Source organism: Pseudoalteromonas sp. SCSIO 43201 (assembly GCF_023716725.1).
Taxonomy (GTDB): domain Bacteria; phylum Pseudomonadota; class Gammaproteobacteria; order Enterobacterales; family Alteromonadaceae; genus Pseudoalteromonas; species Pseudoalteromonas peptidolytica.
The window spans coordinates 672,811-693,206 of sequence record NZ_CP072684.1; the positions used below are offsets into that span (position 1 = coordinate 672,811).

The window sequence follows — 20,396 nt, forward strand, 5'->3', positions numbered from 1 at the left end:
TGGTTGCTTTAAGGGGTTAAAGTGACCATACTAACTTGAACGATACTTCACCAAAGGGCCTTTTAGGCCCTTTTATCGTTTCCAGCTATCGCTCACTCTTCCCCCTGTAAACTTTGCTATTTAATACCACATTAAATTATACCTTTCCCTAGCCAGACAGTTTTGGGAATAACACCGCTCCCGCGTCCTGTTGTCGACAAGGCTTTCTCACCTCAAAATAGACCACTTAATTAAGAAAATTGGTATAAGCTAAAAACTTTGTACGCAGCTAAAGCCTTAAATTGAATATGTATAAAAACACCGTAGTATTGCTAACATCACTGTATCTTGGTGCAACTATGATGCTTTTAAACTCTTTAATGTAAACAGTTTTTCATGCAGTCCTGTTACTAAACTCACACCAACTAGCACTAATACGCTGCCTAAAATGGTGTTTATACCTATTTTTTCATCAAGAAATAGATGTCCCCATAAAATGCCAAAAACCGGGATCAGAAAGGTCACTGATAGCGCCGAAGCCGCGCCTAACTCTTCTACAAGCTTGAAATACAAAATATACGCAATCCCTGTGCAAATAATACCAAGCCCAACGACCGCACTTATCACGGTTGAGTTGGGAGTTTCTCTTATCGGCATAAAGAATATGAAAGGTAAAACAAATATGGCAGCTCCCCACAAGTTGCCATGAGCATGATTAAATGAAGTCATCTGTGGTGCACGTTTTGTGTAGTGCGATGCGCCCGCATAGCTCAGTGTCGCACATAATGCCGCTAAAATAGGCAACCATGCACCTTCTTTGAGTACTGCGCTATCAAACCCCACTAACGTAACAACACCGGCAAGGCCAAACCCACACCCCATCCATACCGACTTATGCGTTGGCACTTTTAACCATAATGCTCCAATTACCACTCCCCAAAATGGCGCAGTTGAATTTAAAATAGATACCATTGACGCATCAAGCGTTTGCACAGCATATGCAAACAACATAAAAGGGATTGCTGAATTGAACATGCCTAAGATTAGAAAATGTTTTTTATAGCGCCAAAAATGCAAATTGCGCTTCAGCAGTAATGCCACCACACTCAGTGTAACCGCACCTAATATCACCCTAAATTCAATCAGTACAGCGGGTCCTAGCTCGCTCGCGGCTAGCTTCATAAATAAAAAAGAGCCCCCCCAAATTGCAGCTAATAGTACTAATCCCAATAATCCTTTCACGATAAACTCCAGAAAAATACTAATGAGCAGCTACCATAAGCCGATACGGTAATCGAGCACAAGCCATTTTTGGCACTCAAATTAGCAAGTGCGCGTTACACAACTTTTATAGCCAGCTTGCTAAGTGAAGTGGCCATTTATTTACGTAATCTGAGAGTGGGATAAAATAAGTTAACTCATTTTTTTACAATCACGTTAAATGATTGTCTTATTCTAGATAAGCGAATTTTGTAGAGCACGGTGCTCTTGCACCCAGACACCTGCACGCATTGCTAGCTAAAGAGACTGTAATTGCCTTAAGCTCAGGTTATGGTTAAGACTACCCTTGATAAAAAAGAGAAAAGCGGAAAGAGCACAGAATGAGACGTTATTTTTATATATGTATGATTACTTTGCTTATTCTAGCTGGATGCAGCAAAAAGCAGGCTATAGAACCGATAACACAGGTACAGTTAACTCAATTACCTGTTAATCTTGCGACGCTCTCTCATGATGCAGCATTAACCTTACTACTTATTGACGATCATTTACTACAAGTGTGGGATAACCAAAGCCAACAGCTCATGAAACAGATTGAAGGCAGTAAATACCAACTTACTTTTCGTGACGCTTTGATAGCGCCGAGCAAGCGAAGTGTTGTTAGTATTTCAGACACGCAACTCAACATCTGGCAATTACACACGAACGAGGTAGTAAGCTATTCATTACCTGAATTTGACTCATTTATTCGTATTACGAAGGCACAGTGGTCCAGCGATGAGCAGCTTATTGCCCTTGGCTACAATGACGGCAGCGTACTGCTGTTGAGTTTAGATAAACAAACCATCACGAAAATACACCTTCATGAAAGCAGCGTCACACATTTGATTTTTAATCGGAGTTTAACCTCTCTCTACTCTGCCTCTTTAGATGGTCATGCTAAAAGGCTTGAATTACAGAGTAAAGAAATCACGATAGACTATGCGCTTCCTCACCGAATTACCAGTTTAGCTTTATCACAAAATGAAAATAGACTGTTTGTTTCAGACGCCCTCCAAGCACAGGAGCTCATTGATACTCGTTCTGGCGAGCCTGTTTTATCACTCTCCTACCCTCAACGCTTCAAGTTTTTTCGCGGTGCCCAATTTCTAGCTAGCGATGAGTTTTTGTTAACAACCTCATCCAAAGCCTATATCTCGTTATGGGAACTTGTATCTGGAACAGAGATCATAAGCTGGCCAATCGCACAACGAAGCGGTGGCAGTACCGTTTATGACTTCCACCTCTCTGATAGTAACGTGCTTACAACGATTAGTTCGGATGGTATGCTTGAAAAGTGGGCTGTGACACCCATTTTGTTTGATCCTAAGAGACAATAAAAGGTAGCATTCGTTATAAGTAAAAAATAATAAAAAATCGTATGGATCACCTAAACTTCGAAAACCAATCGCACTGTTTAAACTGCCACACACAGTTAGCTGGCGAGTACTGCTCAGGTTGTGGGCAAAAAAGAGCCTCAAGACTCACTTTCAAACACTTAGGTGTACTACTTCAAAGTGCATTATTCGACTTAGAGTCACCATTTTTTAGATTGCTTTTTGGGCTGCTATTGCAACCCTTTAGCACCATTATTGGATACTTGAATGGACAGAGGAGTCGCTTTGGTAATCCCTTCAAGTTTAGTTTTATTCTACTCACCGTGATCGTGCTTGCCTCGCATCTACTTGAAACCAGCTTCATGCCCAGCAGTCAGCTTTTGGAATCGAAAGAGCAGCTCAAATGGCAATCTGAAATCGCACTATATGAAGCAACGCACATTTATCGCGTCTTTATTCTGGCATTCTTACTCGGATTAGCCTCTAAGCTAGTGTATCGTTCTGCGCCCTACACAATGCTGGAGTACACCATAGGACACCTACTCATTCTAACCCTAAGCGTACTGATATTCTCTATTCCACTCATGCTAGAGATCTTCAGCGAGCAGCTTTACGCTATTCTTTCGCTCTTATTTTCTGGTTTGTACAGCATAATACTTAACTATAAAATGGCGGAAAATGAGCTGGCAAAGTGGAAAAATTGGGTTCAGGCAATACTTGCCTACGCGATAGGCTCGACACTATTTTCTGCAATGCTCACATTTTTATTTGGGGTATACAGTGGTTTTACTCACAAGATTTGAGCGGCATGCGAATTAACTTAGATTAACTTAGCTAGGGCTAGACAAGGCTGAGCTTGTCTAGCCATTAACACTACTGTTTTAGCTGGGCTTTTGCAGCCTCAACCTTTTCAAAATCCAAACCTAATTCATCTACCGCTTCTTTGATCAATGCAGGATTTTGCATTACTAAACCCATTAATTGTTGAAGCTTTTCAGGTGGAATACCTAATTGCTGAATTGTTGCCATTGCCATCATTGGGTTTTCCGTCAGCTGGGTAAACACCGCTTCAATTTGCTCGTCTGAAATATTGTGCTCTTTAAGTAATGCAATAATTGGATTCATCTTGTTTCCTAACTGTGTTTTACTAATCGTGCGGCATAAAAACCATCAAATTCCGAATTTATTCCCGGAAGTAAGCAAAGTGAGTCTTCTAGTTGCCAGTTGGGGTTGTTCTCCAAAAAGCGTTCAACCTGTTGCTCATTTTCAGCGGGTAGAATCGAGCAAGTTGCATAGACTAATTTACCGCCCACTTTGCACATTTGACTGTAGCGCGCCAGAATATCTGTTTGTAAATCAATAAGTGTGTCTAAATTTTGCGAATTCAAGTGCCACTTTGCATCTGGGTTTCGCTTTAGTACACCTAAACCTGAGCAAGGTACGTCCAACAAAACACGATCAAACTTTTCTTTTTGTCGTTTGATGGTTTTGTTATTTTGAATAACGCGGGTCTCAGCAACATGAACCCCTGCGCGTTTCGCCCGTTGCTTTAGCGTTTCAAGTTTATGCTCATGAATATCCAAAGACAGTAATCGACCTTTGTTTTCCATCAATGCAGCTAAGTGCAAGCTCTTTCCACCAGCTCCAGCACATGCGTCCACCACTTTATGTCCAGGTTTCACATCTAAAAATGGTGCGATCTGCTGAGAGCCTGCATCTTGCATTTCAAACCATCCGGACTGAAATGCTTGAGAGCGAAACAAATGGCTATTTGACTCCACTTTTAAGGCAATATGCGCATCAAGTTCAACGTTTGAAACCTTGATCCCCTCTTTTGCTAAAGATGCTGTAACCGTTGCAATATCACTTTTGAGAGTATTGACTCGCAAATATTGCTGAGCACTTTGATTTAGCGCGTTAGCAATCACCTGCCATTTTTCACCGAGCTGTATATGCGCCACTTCATTGAGCCAATCCGGCAATGACAGACGGATAGCTTCGGGGGCCTGCTCTATCAAGCTTTGTAAACGCTCGACATGATAACGCTCGGTATCTACCCACTCCGGCAACGCCTGCTTGGTTACAACTTGACAAGTCAACCAATAGCCAAACCCATCTAATGGTAAATTCTCATGCTCAAGCAAGTAAGTCAGTAATCGTTTAAAGCGGAAAATATGGTAATAGTTACTCACTACATACTGCCTTTCATCAAGGCTCCACTGCGGGTTATTTTGCAGTAGTTGAGTTAATGCTTTATCGGCATGGAGGGAGGTGTCAAGTACATGTTCAATGCACTCAGATAAAGTTTGAACTAATGCGCGAGTTACAGACACAATATGGTCTCGGTTATTGCTAAAATACTATTTTAGCGTGCCTACAGAAGGGCTTCAATTGGAGTTTGTGATCTTTGCTGAGAATCTTGAAGTTGTGGAGCAAAACAATACCAATTTGACTTAATACTTGCTCAATTTGAAGGAGTAAATCTGACGCTAACAGCGTTAAAAATTTCTTATTTAGAACAACTAAATAGCAAAATTTTTGCCTTGTTATCGACAAGATTTTCTCACCTCAAAATAGACCACTTATGGTATAACGCGCTCCACAACGACTGCCGTATTATTTAACAGCTAACCAAGGGCCGTCAGCCGCTGGAATGTTCCCTTTGGTCCACCATTTAGCTTCATATATCACGCCATTGTAGCTAGCACGGTCACCTTTTAAGTAGACTTTATCAGCATCCCAAGCTGGTACACCACCCACTGGCGGTTCAACAGGGGTTGTAGGTAAGTCGTCAACCACTCGAACTTGAGGCCAACTTGCGTGGGATTGATAAAAGTTTGTCACGCATTTTTCGTAGTCTCCTGGTACAAGTGCCGAATAAGCCGTTTGATACCCAACAAGTTTACACTCGAAAGAATAGCCTCCGGGGCGGTCTGCGTAATATGTCCAGTCTCCTTCCCAGTTTGTGTATAGTACGTCAGTTGCGCCATCTAAATTTAAGCTACCATAAGGTGTTTGCTGCCAGCAGGTGTTTTCTTCATCCGCAGCAATGGCAATATTATAGTAATGTGATAGCCCTTCCCAATAACGGATGCGGTTAACAGGTTGACCTTTGTCACGGTTTTGTGCTCCGCACTCGATACCACCATTAATAATATTAATAGTGGTACCAAAACCATAACCAATCCCTGCATCTACCTCACGCTGTGACGGCACCCAAGTTTTGTCAATCACATGCAGCATCGCCGGCTTTGGTGCTTGAGGAGTTAAGAAAAACCAAATTGCGGACGCTAAATTTAGCCAAGAATCAGCAACTAAACCTGGGTTATTAAGCAATACAGTGGCGTCGCCATTAAACATGACTTCACTGAACGCACCGTAATTAAAGTGATAAGATAGCTGCTTTGCACCACGACCAAAGTAGCCTTGCCCAGTGCCACAGGGCCAGCGACGATTCTGCCAATCATTTTGACCACACCCTGTAGTATAACCAACCTCTCCTTCTGACCACCCCATTTCACGTACATGCACCAAGGCTTGTTGCCATTCTTCAAGACCTAATGGGTTATCAGAAATGTTATCTTTGGCAATGTGGCCTCCAGTTTCTTGGGCGAAGTGCGCAAAAGCGGTGACGATTGAGCGTTTACAGATTGCATCAGCATCGCGACCATCGGTGTAGTCGCCGCAAAAAGCAGGAAACTTACCAATAGCACGTAAAAAACGGGTATATGTGTATTCAGGCGCAGCCATTTGGGTTAAAAATCGCCATTGTGCTTCACCAAAGACACGCTCAGCTCGCTTAACGTTATTAGGATTACTAGCAAGGTTAGGGGCAATTCCCTCAACGATTGTGTTATCTCGGGTTTCTAGTGCCTTAGACCAGATGGCATACATTGGATTGTTTGTTTTTGCGCCCTCAGTTGCAGAAAGCTCTGCTCGCGACACGATATAGCCTCCCGGATTTTGCGGATCTGGTTGCGGACTCATAGCTATTGCCTGACTTGCAGTAATAGCCAGCGAAATTACTGTTGCTAATTTAAGCGTTTTCATGTTTTTTCCTTTACACGTTGTTGTTAATAGTGGAACCCACTAACTTAACAATTATTAACAAAATGACATCGCTGTCAAATCTAACGACCCGAAGCTCAATAACAGAGTCTCAAAAAATGAGCACGACCAAGACTTTTTGGTACGTCAGTCAACGTGATATGCTAAGGCCAACGCTAATAAAAATTGATTATAAATAACAACAATAGAGCTTCTTATGAAAATCACTCCCTTGCAACCAGAGCATTTCTTACCCGTTATTGAGCTTGGTAACCTCGTTCATGGTGATAACTACTTAGATGAAACCGGTATCGAACAGATGTACCAAAAAGGTTGTAAAAACGGTATCAATGCTTCTTTTGTTGCGCTGGGCGAAAATGATGAACTACTTGGTTTTAGAACCACCTACAGTGCCGGACAATGGCCAATTGACAAATGGAGCTCGCCAACACTTTGGCCGGTTGATGAAACTGATATGGCTTACTTTAAGTGTATTGCTATCGCGCCCAATGCACAGGGGCAAGGTATAGGACCACAATTATTAAGCCATGCAGTGGCAGCACTAAAACAACAAGGTGCAAAAGCTGGTGTCTCTCACCTATGGAAGCAAAGCCCAGGCAATGGCGCAGTAAAATACTTCACTAAAGCAGGTGGTAAACTCATCAAAGTACACGATGACAAATGGCTAGACGATTGTATCTATCATGGTTATGTCTGCACTATTTGTGGCACACAGTGCCACTGCCAAGCGGCAGAAATGGTGCTGGAGTTTTAATATGTCCGGATTTGATCCTCTAACCCAGCCACATTGTCAGGGGCAAGCTTTTGCCAAGAGTTACTGGGCTGCAACCTGCGACATCGGTGAGCCATCCACAGCACTTGATAGTCCCTTGCAGGTTGATGTGGCAGTCATTGGCGGCGGATTTACTGGCTTACTGACAGCTTATCATTTAGCGACTACTTTCCAGCAAAATGTGGCATTATTTGAAGCCAACCAAATTGGCTTTGGTGCAAGCGCAAGAAACGCAGGGTTTGTTTTACCAAGTACAGGACGTTTAGGTTATTCTCAAATTGCTAAAAGATATGGTGTAGACATCAGTAAATCCATCTACCAAGAATATAATGATGCGGTAGATAGAGTGCGTGATCATATCAAAGTGAACCAGATTGAGTGTAATGTCCAAGCATCAGGTTACCTTAAAGTAGCACATAATCAGCAAGCATTTTCGCTTTTAAAGGCGCAGTCTGAGTACTTAAATTCCACAATGGACTGTAACAAACACCAACTGCTTAACCAGCAACAACTCCGTGACGCTTATATGCGTAATCAACAGGGATTTGGCGCACTGCGTTTTGATAATGCCTTTGGTGTCCATCCATTAAAATTATTAATGGGTTACAAAGCGATGGCACAGCAAGCCGGAGTAAAGATATACGAAAATAGCTTGGTCACACACCACCAAAGCCCAAATGGTAAACACCATTTAGAAGTTAATGGTCACAAGGTATCAGCAGATAAAGTGGTGATTGCAGCAAATGCCTATAGCCAACGCAACTTATCTCCTTTAACACAAGGTCGTTATTTGCCGATCTTAAGCAGTATTATTGTTACCAACCCTCTTAGTGATGACGTGTTAAATGCCCATGGTCTATTCACTGAGCAAGTCGTCATGGATACCCGGCGACTCAAGTATTATTACCGCCGACTTCCAGATAATCGCATTTTATTTGGTGGGCGTGGTGCTGTATTTGGGCACAGTCAAGATAACTTAAAGTATCAACACAACTTACAGACGGCCCTCAAAGATTGCTTTGCAAAACTGCCATTTACAGTAGATTATTTCTGGAGTGGTTATATTGCGGCAGCGCTTGATGATATTCCACATATTTATACTGAAAATAACACCGGTTACATACTCGGCTACTGTGGCTCAGGAGTGGCATTTAGTGCGCAGGCCAGTAAACGCCTTGCTGAAAAGTTAATGGGACAACCTGTACCTAATTTACCTATTTATACTAAACCGCTACCCACATTTCCGCTGCCACAATTACGTCGATTTGGCCAGCTCGCTTATTACCAATACGCACAAATAATGGATAAACTAGGATAATGTACCACTTCCAAATTCGTCCAGCCCGACCATGCGACGCCTCCTCGCTCGCAGCCTTATCTATTCAGGTGTGGCTCGACACGTATGCGTTAGAGGGAGTAAAACAAGAATATGCCGACTATGCACTTACCACCTTTACACAAGCATATTTTTTAGCTTTGTTACAACGTGATGAAATCAGCATTTATGTTGCTGAGCATGATGGTGCAATACAGGGATACATTCAAGCTAACAGGTCTTCACAATACGGCGACCAAGATCTTGGATTCGAGATTGAAAAGCTTTATGTATTAAGAAGATGGCATGGTAAGGGAGCCGGCTCGCAACTCATCACGGCCGCATGTGCCGATCTAGGTGAAAAATATTGGCTGTACACATGGGTAGAGAATGAATCAAATCAATTTTATCAAAAGCTTGGGTTAGCTCACTGTGGTCAGTTTGATTTTTCATTTAATGGCAAAGTGATTGCAAATCATGTTTATACCAGTCAGATTGACTAAGCACGCCATTTTTTAAGCTTAGAAGTTGCTTTGCTTATACAGGGGATCAGAGATACAGCCTCGTTTTACAACGACCTGTATCTCATCATTACATAAACTTGATTAGAAGCTATAACGCAAGTTCAAACCGAAGTTATCGTATTCATCTGCATTTCTGTAGCTGATATTAGCTGAAATGCGGTCTGTAAACTGGTAACCAAGCTTAGCTAGGTATACAAAGTTGGTTTCACTTTCGTCGTTTTGAATACGCTCAACACCAAGACCAATGCGCGCAGATAATGCGCCAAAAGCATGCTCATACGCAGCTTCTAAGTGATAGTGGTCACTATTATCACTGTCTTTATCTGAAAGTTGCTGCTGATAAACTTGACCATTGTTATACACTATCGTTGTAATACCTGAATACTCAACGTCTACCTCATACCTTGAGTAGCCACCGTAAATATCCATAAAACCTGCATCACTAACATCAAATTGGTGCCCTACCAACAAGGTCAAGTAGTCTAAATCTGTATCCACTTCTAGGGGTGTATTTATACGTAAACCGTGATGAACCTCTAGCTGAGAGCGACTAATATCATCGCTAAGTACTGCATAACTTCCTTGAAGATAAAAACCATCGAAAGCCTTATTTGCAGTAACCACAACACCCGCTGGTTTTACCTCATCTAAGTTATCAATCGTTATTTTACCATAGCCAAGCTCAACAAAATCTGTTGAGTTTGCAGCACTGGCGGTTGATACTAGTAAGGCTGAAACTGCTACTACTTGCTTTAATACTGAATTCACGATTTACTCCATATTGCTCGTATGTAATACCAATTTGCGGCACCGAACAGTCACGCATATTGGTACAATTCGCGGCGCATACTACTGTATTTTCGAACAAAAACAACAAAACTTTTAAATAAATACGGCTTCACTTTGTAACAAGCTTTGTCTAATTAACTAGTCAGCAGCATAAGTAATAGCGCTTAGTCCACAGTTAACATACCGGACATTATTACTAGCAGGTTATTCTGTTTCTTAGATTCAATATAATTTTTAGCGCTTATTGGTAGCCCACCAGCTCAGCGAAACCTTCTCCATCAAATCCTCCAGAGGTTCTGACTCGCCCTTCCCAATAGGGGATAGAAAGCTGATTCCTAGAGTCTCGATTAATGGCTTCAATGATAATTGGTGACTCACCATCAAGCTCTAACTGCCATTTAGAAGGATAATGAACACCATCAAGCGGTATTGACTTTAGCACCGTTAGTTTAATTTCATTATGTTCTATCTGCTGTGGCGATTTTCCATCGCTTGCAATCTTGGTACCTCGACAATCAGTATAGCTTTGCTCATTATCACGAATGCAAAACACCATCAGAGCCCCCTGTTTGCTGTCTTTTGCGCGGATACTAAACCAGTCCCATCCACGCTGTGTTTTACTTATAAAAGCTGATGACCACTCTCTATCAAGCCAAGCTTTACCTGATACTTGATGGCTTTCACCGTTAAAGTAAAGCGTGCCAGAGGCATTTAAAAATGGGTAGCTATAATACATAGATGCATGACCATCTGCGGTCTTTTCGCTATAGCCATTTTCCCCATGTAATACCAAGGGACTATCATTAAGCTTAATATTAATACTGTTGCCGCTTTCGCTTGCATGCAGAGACAGAGGCAAAAAAGCGCTTGAGTCACTTTTTAAATACCAGTCGTCAAGGCGCGCAATAAAAGGAGTAGTCGCGATTTCTATTTGACCTGCGCGACCATAACGCTCATAAGCTTGATGAGACTCATCATTTTGAATCGCAAAATGCGCAAAGTAGAGCTGATCATCCCACCAATGACTCGCGTAATGTGTGTTTGGGGCGGATACTCTAAATAACGTCCATTGCACCCCAAACGCTTTGCCTAAATCGCTGTGAAGATTTGCCGTGATATACCACCATTCAATACCTTGATCTGGATGACTGCCATGATCATGAGGAAAGCGTAGTTGATAATCCGGTGATACAGCAGTGCCTCGCACTTGGCTAAAAAAGCGCGTTTGAGCCTCGGTGTCGTTGGCAGGCTCTGGCGTACAAGCCACACATAGTGCCAATATAAATAACAATAAACACAATCTAGTCTTCATGTAATAAGTCCGCAACTGCATATCGACTGAGCTTAATGAGCGGGGCAATACTTACCAACAAGGCTAAACTATAAATACCCATGATAAACACCATAATACTTTGATACGGAATCAAAAAAGGAATGCTCCAGCCAAACCCGACAGGCATTACAAACTTCAGTAATACCCAGCCCAATAACCCACCTAATACCATTGCTAATACCAGGCTTACCAATAAGATAATCGAGCTTTGCGACAGCTTAATCTGAAATGCTTGTAGTGTAGTGATCCCCAAGGTTTTAAGCACAGCCAAAGGTTGCACCTGCTTGACTCCCAAAGTGAGTAATGACACCCAAAGACCAAATAAGGCAATCACCACTATCATCAGGTTCAGAGCATTGGTCGCGTAAAATGTATGTTCAAATAATTGTGTCGCATATTTTTTAAACACATGATTTTCAACAACTTGTGATTCGGTAAGCTCAAATTGTTGTAAAAGTTGCTGTTTTAAGTCGAGCTCATCAGCTCCTTCTTTTAAACGCAATGAGAAGCCAAAAGCCTCGTAATTAAACTTGGCTTGTAAAATGGCTGTAGTAACCACCACAAAAACACTGCGCTGCTCACCATAATCATAGTAAAACCCTGTTATTTCGCAGTTAATCTGACGCTCACCCTGTTTGATGGTGACGTATTGACCCAATCTTATGCCATGTAATAGTTTACTTGGTTCATTAGCAAGGCACCCACTGCGCGGTATGCTGGCTTCGTGGTACAGCGTTTTTGAAGTTGGTGGAGCTCCAGAAAGCAACGTAAGATTTTGGTGTAAATCAGCATGAGAGCCAAAGCTGATTAATCTCACTGATTGTGTATTAGGGTCACTATCATTGCGCTGATAACTGCCTTCTGCTTGCCAAAAAACACCAACAGTATCAACTTCCTGCCTTGCTGATAACCATTGATACTGCCAGCTTTCTATATGATTTGGCCGAATATAGAGCTCGGCACTTAAACGACTATCTAAATGAATTTGCAACGCAGTGCTAAAGCTTGCAACCATAATTTGCAACCCCACCGACGTACCCACAGCCAGCAAAACTGCATAGACGCTCGTGGTTAATACTCTGATCTGCTCATGACTATCGGCTTTCATCCACTTGAGTAATGGCCGGGTTGTGGGTATACACGCAAACGATATTCGCAGTACCACAGGCGTAATAATAAAGAACACCAGCAATAAACACACACAAAGGCCAAGCGCGAAAAAAGGATTATCGCTACCAATATAGAAGTACCCTGCTATCAGTCCTGCTCCTATGACACAAAGTACTTGAAACCTTTTCTTACGATGGAAAGTCAACACATTGGTTTGTGCATAAGCAATGCTCGCCAATACCAACATATTTAGCATAAAGGCTTGTAAAACGACCACCCAACTGAAATGAACCGGTAAATGCCTGTCCAGTTCGAAGAGACCTTTCAGTGCGAGTGTGATTTCTGCCACCAAAGCATTCGAGCCGACAAAAGCGATACCGGCACCGAGCAATGCTGCCAAAAAGCTAAGTAGTATTATTTCTATACTTACGGCGACAACAAGCGTGCGCTGAAGACAACCCAGCAATATAAGTTGCTGATGTAATTTTTGTCGGCTATGCAGACACAATTTAATGGCATTGAAACTTAAAAAAGCGCCAACAACATAACCCAATAACGCAAGCGCTTTGAGATTGAAAAAGAAGGCTTGTGACAGGGAGTCGAATGATTGCGCCTCGGCACTTTGCAGTCGCGCTTTGTTGGCAATAATGGCGTTTACCTGCGCACTATTCAAATGAAAGTCTGAAATTTCTATGTAACTGATTTTTCCTTCCAAATGTAACAGGCGGTCAACCAAGGCTATGTCTGCCAACGCGATATTCCCGCTAAGCCCTGGTAATACGACAAACACACAATCAACACCGGCAATTTGCATACTTTGATGCTGCTTCAAGGAGAAGCGCTCCGCTAATGCATTGGAGATATAAATAGTGTTAAAACCAAACTGCATACTGGGATTTTGATTTTGTTGACGGTCTGACTGACTCCCTTTGCCAAGCCACTGAAGAGTATTTACACCTTTTATACGTACTTTTTGACCTTCGACTATTGTGACCACCCCTTCAGCCACCGGCTCAGCAGAACGTACACCTGCTTTTCGTAGCGCCTGCCAAATAGTCGCTTCAAGTGTTTTACTACCGTGAATTGGCCTCACAAAGTGACTGATTGGATTATTTATCAACGCACTGGTTTGGTGGTAGCGGTTACTCGCTTCTTGATTCAGCCCTTGGATTGCACCTAATAACGCACTCCCCAGCGACAAACCAAGAACAAACAGGAAAAAGAGCCAAAGGTGTCGGCGATAAAACTGGAAAAAAACCCCCAGTATTAATCTAATTTCAAGCGCTGTAGGTAAGGCCATGTTTAACTGAGAGTGCTTAACCATAAGCGCGCTTATTCTCAATGGTCACTTTTCTATCTAGGCTATTGGCAAGGTGTTGGCTGTGAGTAACCATAATCAGGTTCACCGACTGCTCTTGGCATAGCTGACGTAAAAGTGACACAACTTCTTCGCTTTTGGCTGCATCTAAATTGCCTGTAGGCTCATCTGCTAATAGCAACTGAGGTTTATTCAACATAGCCCGTGCAATACCTACTCGCTGTTGCTCCCCACCAGATAATTGATGTGGTAAGGCATTGAGTTTATCTGCAATCCCCAAGCGTGAAGCCAGTGTTTTGACTGTCTGTGGTGCTAGTTTTATATTGTTGAGCTGTGCTTGGAAAGTAATATTGTCGTATACGTTGAGTACTGATAGTAGTTGATAATGCTGGAATATCATGCCCAGGCTTCTGCGATATCTGGCCTGCGTTGTGTCGTTAAATTTGGTAATATCTTGGCCGTCGATAATGATGCTGCCACTGTCAGGCCTGAGTAGCCCACCTATTAAATGGATCAATGTGGTTTTGCCAGAGCCGCTATCTCCTACCACTGCCACTTGCTCATTTTTACCGATACTAAGATTAAGATCACTTAAAACTTCTCTGCGAGACTCTCCGTCACGACGAGAGAAGACAACATTTTGTACTTCTACCACAGACACATATTCCTTTCTTATACTAATTATTTTAATTAAGTGGTCCACTATTTTGAAGCGAGAAAATCTTGTCGATAGCACCGCTCCACGCCCTGCTCACGCCGAGGTATTTATGTTCTGTAAGCAATGCAAGGATTTTTATTTAGTTGTTCTAAATAGAAATTTTTAACGCAATTAGGCGTCAGATTTACTCCTTCAAATTGAGCACGTATTAAGGCTAGTTGTTATTAAACATAACTTATGCAGCGATCACCAAGGAATTGCATCTCCTTTGTAGTCATAAAAGCCGCCACTTTGTGCATCAACAAAATGTGATAACACGCTATAAAGCCCAGCAGCCGACTCCTCTGGTGTAACTGGTGCCTCAGCTCCCCCCATGTCTGTTTGAACCCAACCAGGGTGCAATGCAACGGTACGGATCCCATCAACTAGTAAATCATTTGATAAGCTTTTAATCACTGAGTTCACTGCAGCTTTGGAGCTGCGATAAATATATCCACCACCTTTGGTATTCATTGTGTGGCTACCAACTTTGGATGACACCGCGGCAAATATTTTTTCTGTTGAGTTACTTAAGTGGGTATAAAAAAGCTCAGCAAGTCGCATGGTAGCAAAGACATTGACCTCCATCACCTCACGCCACGCTTCAATATCTGTTTCTCCAAAGGCGTAACCCTTTGGTCCATATATGCCAGCATTATTAACGACAATATCAATGGCAACTGGCGCAAGCTTTTCGCTCAATTCCGTCATTTGATCAAAATTAGTGACATCTAGGGCGAACACCTGAAGTTCAGGAAACGTCGCAGATAACGCATTTAAGTCAGTTGCAGCTAGCGGATCTCTACATGTTGCCAGCACATGCCACCCCGATTGCAGGTAGACCTTAGTTAACGCAAGTCCAATCCCACGATTAGCACCTGTTATCAGTATTGTTTTCACAGAGTCAACTCCCAAGCCATTCAGATAAAAGCCGCTGGTGTTTATTCACTATACATGATGAGCAACTGGATAATCCACTTTTTAGACAAATGGGATTTCTGTATTCATCATTGCTCAACAATGTATTACCGTTTTGTGTATGGCTATGATTTGTTTTCAATCCAAAGTATTGCCTGATTTTTATCTCGAAAATATTTTACCTCCCCAGTTATAATCCAATTACCAATCAATGCAGCAAGACGATGCCACTTTTTGCCACCATAAATGGCCACTCTTTTAAACTCGTGGCTGTGAGATAATACTATCTGAAAATCGTCCCACATTGCTCTGAGCTCCCAGCCTTTAAAGTCAATTGCATCAATTAGTGCATACACCTGTGGCGACTTTACCGTTTTTATAACCTCTTCAATAATAGGCATAATAGTAACGTAATCTTCATGGGTAAGTTTACCGCTGAGTGTTAAAGTTAAGTAGATATCGTTTTGACGCCTCTCAGTGCCTATAGAAATACCATGAAACGAGTCTGACATTACGCTTCCTATTAACATGTAAACCAGCTAAAACCGAAGTTGCAAATCCAACTAAAGCATATGTAAAGCTGAGCATTTACGCCAATTCATAAATTTTTGACTTCTGTCAGTTCCTGTTCAGATTTCTAGTACTACTATGCGCGCCGTTGAGTTGATGTAGCTCAATATATGGAAATTAAAGGGATGAACATGAAAAAACTACTATCTATCGCAGCTGTTTCACTACTTGTTTCAGCGACCGCTCAAGCTAACGCAGGAAACGTTCAAAAAGAGTGGTTCAACGCTGCTAGTTACACAGACTACGATAGCTCCGATAACAGCCTACTGATGCTTTCTTCTGATTACTTTTTCGCACCTCAAGAATCAGTTGGCGTATGGGATGACTTTGGTTACCTAGATACAGACAGTAATGTTGGCCTAAGCTATGCCAACGATGATTTCTCAAATGCCTTTTCTGCTCACGGTGAAGGGTTTATCACTAAAGAGTGGTTTGTTACTGGTAGCATTTCAGATCTTGGTGAAGCTGACGATCATTACTCTTTTGGCTTTGGTTACTTATATAACGAGAACCTAAAGCTAAGTATTCGTCAGGAAGAGTTCGAACATGGTGATACAACTTGGTTCAAAGCAGAATATAACCATGAGCTCAACTCTACAGATTATATTGGTTTTACCATTGAAACCGAAGATGAGTTTGATTACCTAAACCTAAGTGCTCGTTATTTGATGCACGTGGGTGGCGAAAGCTACTTCACAATCGACGTGGAACATAACCGCATTGACATCGAAGGCTTTGATGACAATGTGACGAATGTACTAGCAAACTACTACTTCACTCGTAACTTTGCACTTGGCCTTGGTTCATATGACTCAGACTTAGCGGTGGAAGCGAAGTACTTCTTCAATGACACTTACTACCTTACAGGTAGTGTTGTTGACACAGATGGCGGCGAAACAAGCAACCTAACTTTTGTTGCACAGTTCTAAGTTGACACAATATTGAGGTACACCAGTACCTCATTGATACTCCCCCAACAACTCAACATCCCTTCGCGACCACACTCCGCGTTGGGGTGTTTTTCACATTTTGAAACAAGCTACTCATCTAAATTGGGTGCATTTCAGTGCTTAATCGTTATTATGTATCAAAATAATAACGGAAACGCCTATATTATGATGAAAATAAAAACACTCGTGCTCGCCATTGCTACGGCAGCCGCGCCTTTTGTTTCAGCGTATCAAACAGAAGATACTCGCTTACTTCGCTTTCCTGACATTCACAAAGATAAAGTCACTTTTGTCTATGCTGGCGACATTTATATCGCAGATACCAATTCAGGGAAAAGTCAGCGATTAACTGACCACATTGGCTTTGAAACTTTTCCTAAGTTTTCACCAGATGGTAGCAAAATTGCTTTTGCCGCTGAGTACAATGGTAGCCGCCAGATCTATGTCATCAATGCCGATGGTTCAGGGTTAAAACAGCTCACCTATTATAACGATGTCGGCGCGATGCCTCCCCGCGGTGGTTTTGATTATCGGGTGATGGATTGGACGCCTGACGGCAAACATATCGTGTTCAGAGCAAACCGCACCCCATGGGGTAAACGCATGGGTCGCCCATATATGGTACCTGTCGAAGGTGGACTTGAGCAGCCGATGGCCATCCCAGAAACCGGTGGCGGTATGCTCTCGCCTGATGGCAGCAAGTATGTTTACACCCCTATCGACAGGGAGTTTAGAACCTGGAAACGCTCACGCGGTGGCCGTGCACAAGATGTGTGGGTTTACGACCTTGAAAACAACACGTCTAAACAGCTCACCACTGATAAAGCAACGGATCAGCAACCGACTTGGGTAAATGACAGTATCTATTTTGTATCTGATCGTGACTATACACTCAACCTGTATAAATATCGCGACGGTAAGTCTCCAGTAAAAATGACTGACCACAAAGACTTTGATGTCTTGTGGCCATCAGCAGGTCCTGACGCCATCGTTTATGAAAATGGCGGTTACCTATATCGTTTTGATGAAGCGACAAAGTCTGCCAAAAAGCTAAACATTGATGTTGCTGGTGTGCGCCAATATGCCATGCCTTACAGCAAAAATGTCAGTGATTTTATTGATTCAATGGATATTTCACATGATGGTAAACGTGCATTGTTTACTGCTCGTGGTGAGTTATTCTCTGTTCCAGTAAAACAAGGTCCAACTCGCAACCTTTCTTACACTCCAGAAGGCCGAGAGATTGAAGCTAGCTGGTCACCAAATGGCCGTTATATTGCCTACATGAGTGATAAAACAGGTGAATATGAGATCTATCTTAAAGATAGAGCAAATAACAACAAAACCATCCAGTTAACCGACAATGGTACCATCTGGCGCTTTACGCCAATTTGGTCGGCTGATAACAGCAAACTGCTCTTTGCTGATAAAAACCACACGCTATGGTGGGTTGATGCGAAATCTGGTGATACGCATAAAATTGATACCGCCAAATACGATGAAGATGGTTTAACCGAATACACTTGGTCACCTAACAGCGAAGATATTGTTTTTGTTAAAAACAACGAGAACCGCTACGCCTCGCTATGGCACTATAGTATCAAAGATAAAAAGGTCACTCGACTGACTGACGAAATGACCAGCGAGCGTAACCCGACTTTCTCGCCAGATGGTAACTACATTTACTTTACGTCTGAACGCGACTACAACCTCACCTTTAGTAGCTATGAATTTGATTATATGTTCAACAACGCCACACGTATTTACAGCGTCGCGGTAAACAATCATATCAAGCCATTAAACGCGTTTGAAAGCGATGAGTTAAGCATTCAATCAGACGATGAAGCAAAAGCTGATAGCACCAAAAAAGAAAATTATATTGATGCCAACGGCTTTATGTCTCGGGTTGTATCCCTCTCCGCTCCAGCCGGTAACTACGGTGCGCTAACAGGTGTCGACGGTGGCGTTCTAACACTAACAGGTGGTGCATTAAAGCTACTTGGTAGCGAACCTGATAGCAAACTAGAAACAGTTGCCGAAGGGGTAAGCAGCTATAAGGTTGCCGCTGGCGGTAAGCATCTAATTGCTCGTGCTGGCAATAATTACAGTGTTATCGCACCTAAGCCAAAACAGGACTTAAAGAGCAGTCAGCTTGACCTATCTAAGATGACACTGAAAATCGACCCTAAAGTTGAATGGCAACAAATGTATGTAGAAGGCTGGCGTACATTGCGTGATTGGTTCTACGACGAGAATCACCATGGCCAAGATTGGGATGCAATTTTAGAGAAGTATCAGCCTCTTGCCAATACAGTTGCGCATCGTAGCGACCTAGACTACGTACTAAGTGAAATTGCAGGAGAGATAAACGCCGGTCACATTTACGTGCAATCTGGTGATGCTCCAACAGCCGAGCGCAAAAAGCACGGCTTGCTTGGTGCAGAAATAAGCGCTCACCAATCAGGTTATGTGAAAATTGAACGTATCTTTAAAGGTGAAAATTGGCATGAGAACTACCGCTCACCGCTTGACGAGACTGGCGTCAATGCCAATGTAGGTGATTACATCATCTCTGTAAATGGTCGCTCAGTAAAAGAAGTAGTTAACTTTTATGAGTTACTTGAAAATACCCAGGGTGAGCAGGTTGAGCTGGTTCTAAGCAAGTCTCCAAGTGCCGAAAATAGCTGGAAGACAACGGTCAAGCCTGTTGCCAGTGAGCAAGGACTACGTTACATGGCTTGGGTGCAATCACGGGCTGACTACGTAAGCAAGCTTTCCGATGGTAAAATCGGCTACGTCCACCTGCCAAATACGCATTATGATGGTAACCGTTCTTTATTTAAGAACTTTATGCCACAAACAACGAAAGAAGCGCTGATCGTCGACGATCGTTATAATGGTGGTGGTTTTATTCCTGAGCACATTATTACTTGGCTTGCTCGTAAACCGCTTAATTACTGGAAACGTCGTGGTGTTGAGCCAACAAAAACTCCACAATTTGCCCACGACGGTCCAAAAGCGATGTTGATCAACGGCTATTCAAGTTCAGGTGGTGATGCCCTACCTTACTATTTCCGTCAAGCAGGTCTAGGTAAGCTAATTGGTACACGCACTTGGGGGGGCTTAATTGGGATTTCCGGAAACCCAAGCCTTGTTGATGGAGGCCAAGTGATAGCAGCAACCTTCCGTATCCTAGATAATGACGGCAACTGGATCATTGAAAATGAAGGAGTAAGCCCTGATATCGAGGTGATAGATAGGCCTGAATTGATCCACGCAGGTAAAGACCCTTCTGTCGAGCGTGCTGTCGAAGAGTTATTGAAAGAGTTAAAAGACAACCCGAAAAAAACACTAACAGTGCCACCTGCACCAACTAAGTTTTAAATTCATATTCAAAGTGGTTTAAAGGGTCACCTTTAAACCACTTTTCAGCCTCGCTTAAGTCACCGGCTTCAT

General features: G+C 42.6%; 17 protein-coding genes. 7 read left to right on the forward strand and 10 right to left on the reverse strand.

Going from position 1 to position 20,396, the window contains the following annotated elements:
• Positions 1 to 336: 336 nt before the first annotated feature.
• Positions 337 to 1,221 (reverse strand): DMT family transporter, encoded by an 885-nt coding sequence (locus J8Z24_RS19555; RefSeq protein WP_252095685.1) that lies wholly within the window; start codon positions 1,219 to 1,221, stop codon positions 337 to 339.
• A 359-nt stretch (positions 1,222 to 1,580) separates the two neighbouring features.
• Between J8Z24_RS19555 and J8Z24_RS19560 the strand changes: the two genes are divergently transcribed.
• A complete protein-coding gene (locus tag J8Z24_RS19560; RefSeq protein ID WP_252095686.1) occupies positions 1,581 to 2,579 on the forward strand; it encodes a WD40 repeat domain-containing protein in 999 nt (332 codons plus the stop codon).
• A gap of 41 nt (positions 2,580 to 2,620) precedes the next feature.
• Positions 2,621 to 3,379: a DUF3667 domain-containing protein gene (locus J8Z24_RS19565; RefSeq protein WP_252095687.1), complete on the forward strand. Its 759-nt coding sequence runs from the start codon at positions 2,621 to 2,623 to the stop codon at positions 3,377 to 3,379.
• 70 nt (positions 3,380 to 3,449) lie between these two features.
• Here J8Z24_RS19565 and J8Z24_RS19570 read toward each other — a convergent pair whose 3' ends face one another.
• The 3 genes from J8Z24_RS19570 to J8Z24_RS19580 form a co-directional block, all read right to left on the reverse strand.
• Entirely contained in the window at positions 3,450 to 3,701 is a 252-nt protein-coding gene (locus J8Z24_RS19570; RefSeq protein ID WP_099640869.1) for a DUF2999 family protein, read from the reverse strand.
• 8 nt (positions 3,702 to 3,709) lie between these two features.
• On the reverse strand, positions 3,710 to 4,909 hold the full coding sequence (locus tag J8Z24_RS19575) for an RsmB/NOP family class I SAM-dependent RNA methyltransferase (protein WP_252095688.1): 1,200 nt from the start codon (positions 4,907 to 4,909) through the stop codon (positions 3,710 to 3,712).
• Positions 4,910 to 5,192: 283 nt separating this feature from the next.
• Positions 5,193 to 6,626 carry a chitinase gene (locus J8Z24_RS19580; RefSeq protein ID WP_176032796.1) on the reverse strand — a complete coding sequence of 478 codons (1,434 nt, stop codon included), beginning with the start codon at positions 6,624 to 6,626 and terminating at the stop codon, positions 5,193 to 5,195.
• A 214-nt stretch (positions 6,627 to 6,840) separates the two neighbouring features.
• On the opposite strand from J8Z24_RS19580, the gene J8Z24_RS19585 reads away from it, so the two are divergent.
• Genes J8Z24_RS19585 through J8Z24_RS19595 form a run of 3 tightly spaced genes read left to right on the forward strand, consistent with a single transcriptional unit; the run spans position 6,841 to position 9,234 of the window.
• On the forward strand, positions 6,841 to 7,398 hold the full coding sequence (locus tag J8Z24_RS19585; protein WP_176032795.1) for a GNAT family N-acetyltransferase: 558 nt from the start codon (positions 6,841 to 6,843) through the stop codon (positions 7,396 to 7,398).
• A gap of 1 nt (position 7,399) precedes the next feature.
• A complete protein-coding gene (locus J8Z24_RS19590; protein ID WP_176032794.1) occupies positions 7,400 to 8,734 on the forward strand; it encodes an NAD(P)/FAD-dependent oxidoreductase in 1,335 nt (444 codons plus the stop codon).
• A complete protein-coding gene (locus J8Z24_RS19595) occupies positions 8,734 to 9,234 on the forward strand; it encodes a GNAT family N-acetyltransferase (protein ID WP_147391164.1) in 501 nt (166 codons plus the stop codon). The genes J8Z24_RS19590 and J8Z24_RS19595 overlap by 1 nt, the downstream gene beginning before the upstream one ends.
• Before the next feature lie 102 nt (positions 9,235 to 9,336).
• Here the strand turns inward: J8Z24_RS19595 and J8Z24_RS19600 are convergent, their stop codons facing one another.
• The 6 genes from J8Z24_RS19600 to J8Z24_RS19625 all read right to left on the reverse strand — a co-directional run bounded on the left by J8Z24_RS19600 (position 9,337) and on the right by J8Z24_RS19625 (position 15,932).
• Complete coding sequence (locus J8Z24_RS19600) at positions 9,337 to 10,023, reverse strand: porin (protein ID WP_176032793.1); 687 nt, start codon at positions 10,021 to 10,023, stop codon at positions 9,337 to 9,339.
• Between the two features lie 262 nt (positions 10,024 to 10,285).
• Positions 10,286 to 11,356: a lipocalin-like domain-containing protein gene (locus J8Z24_RS19605; RefSeq protein ID WP_252095689.1), complete on the reverse strand. Its 1,071-nt coding sequence runs from the start codon at positions 11,354 to 11,356 to the stop codon at positions 10,286 to 10,288.
• Positions 11,346 to 13,811, reverse strand: coding sequence for an FtsX-like permease family protein (locus J8Z24_RS19610; RefSeq protein WP_252095690.1), 2,466 nt, complete (start codon positions 13,809 to 13,811; stop codon positions 11,346 to 11,348). Before J8Z24_RS19610 ends, J8Z24_RS19605 begins: the two co-directional genes overlap by 11 nt.
• Positions 13,804 to 14,460 (reverse strand): ABC transporter ATP-binding protein, encoded by a 657-nt coding sequence (locus J8Z24_RS19615; protein ID WP_176032822.1) that lies wholly within the window; start codon positions 14,458 to 14,460, stop codon positions 13,804 to 13,806. The genes J8Z24_RS19610 and J8Z24_RS19615 overlap by 8 nt, the downstream gene beginning before the upstream one ends.
• Positions 14,461 to 14,709: 249 nt before the next feature.
• Complete coding sequence (locus J8Z24_RS19620; RefSeq protein ID WP_125251842.1) at positions 14,710 to 15,402, reverse strand: SDR family oxidoreductase; 693 nt, start codon at positions 15,400 to 15,402, stop codon at positions 14,710 to 14,712.
• A 143-nt stretch (positions 15,403 to 15,545) separates the two neighbouring features.
• Positions 15,546 to 15,932, reverse strand: a complete 387-nt coding sequence (locus tag J8Z24_RS19625; RefSeq protein ID WP_147390708.1) for a SpoIIAA family protein — start codon at positions 15,930 to 15,932, stop codon at positions 15,546 to 15,548.
• Between the two features lie 189 nt (positions 15,933 to 16,121).
• Between J8Z24_RS19625 and J8Z24_RS19630 the strand changes: the two genes are divergently transcribed.
• Positions 16,122 to 16,919, forward strand: coding sequence for a putative porin (locus J8Z24_RS19630; protein ID WP_128730631.1), 798 nt, complete (start codon positions 16,122 to 16,124; stop codon positions 16,917 to 16,919).
• Between the two features lie 153 nt (positions 16,920 to 17,072).
• On the forward strand, positions 17,073 to 20,324 hold the full coding sequence (locus tag J8Z24_RS19635; RefSeq protein ID WP_252095691.1) for a S41 family peptidase: 3,252 nt from the start codon (positions 17,073 to 17,075) through the stop codon (positions 20,322 to 20,324).
• Positions 20,325 to 20,396 lie beyond the last annotated feature (72 nt).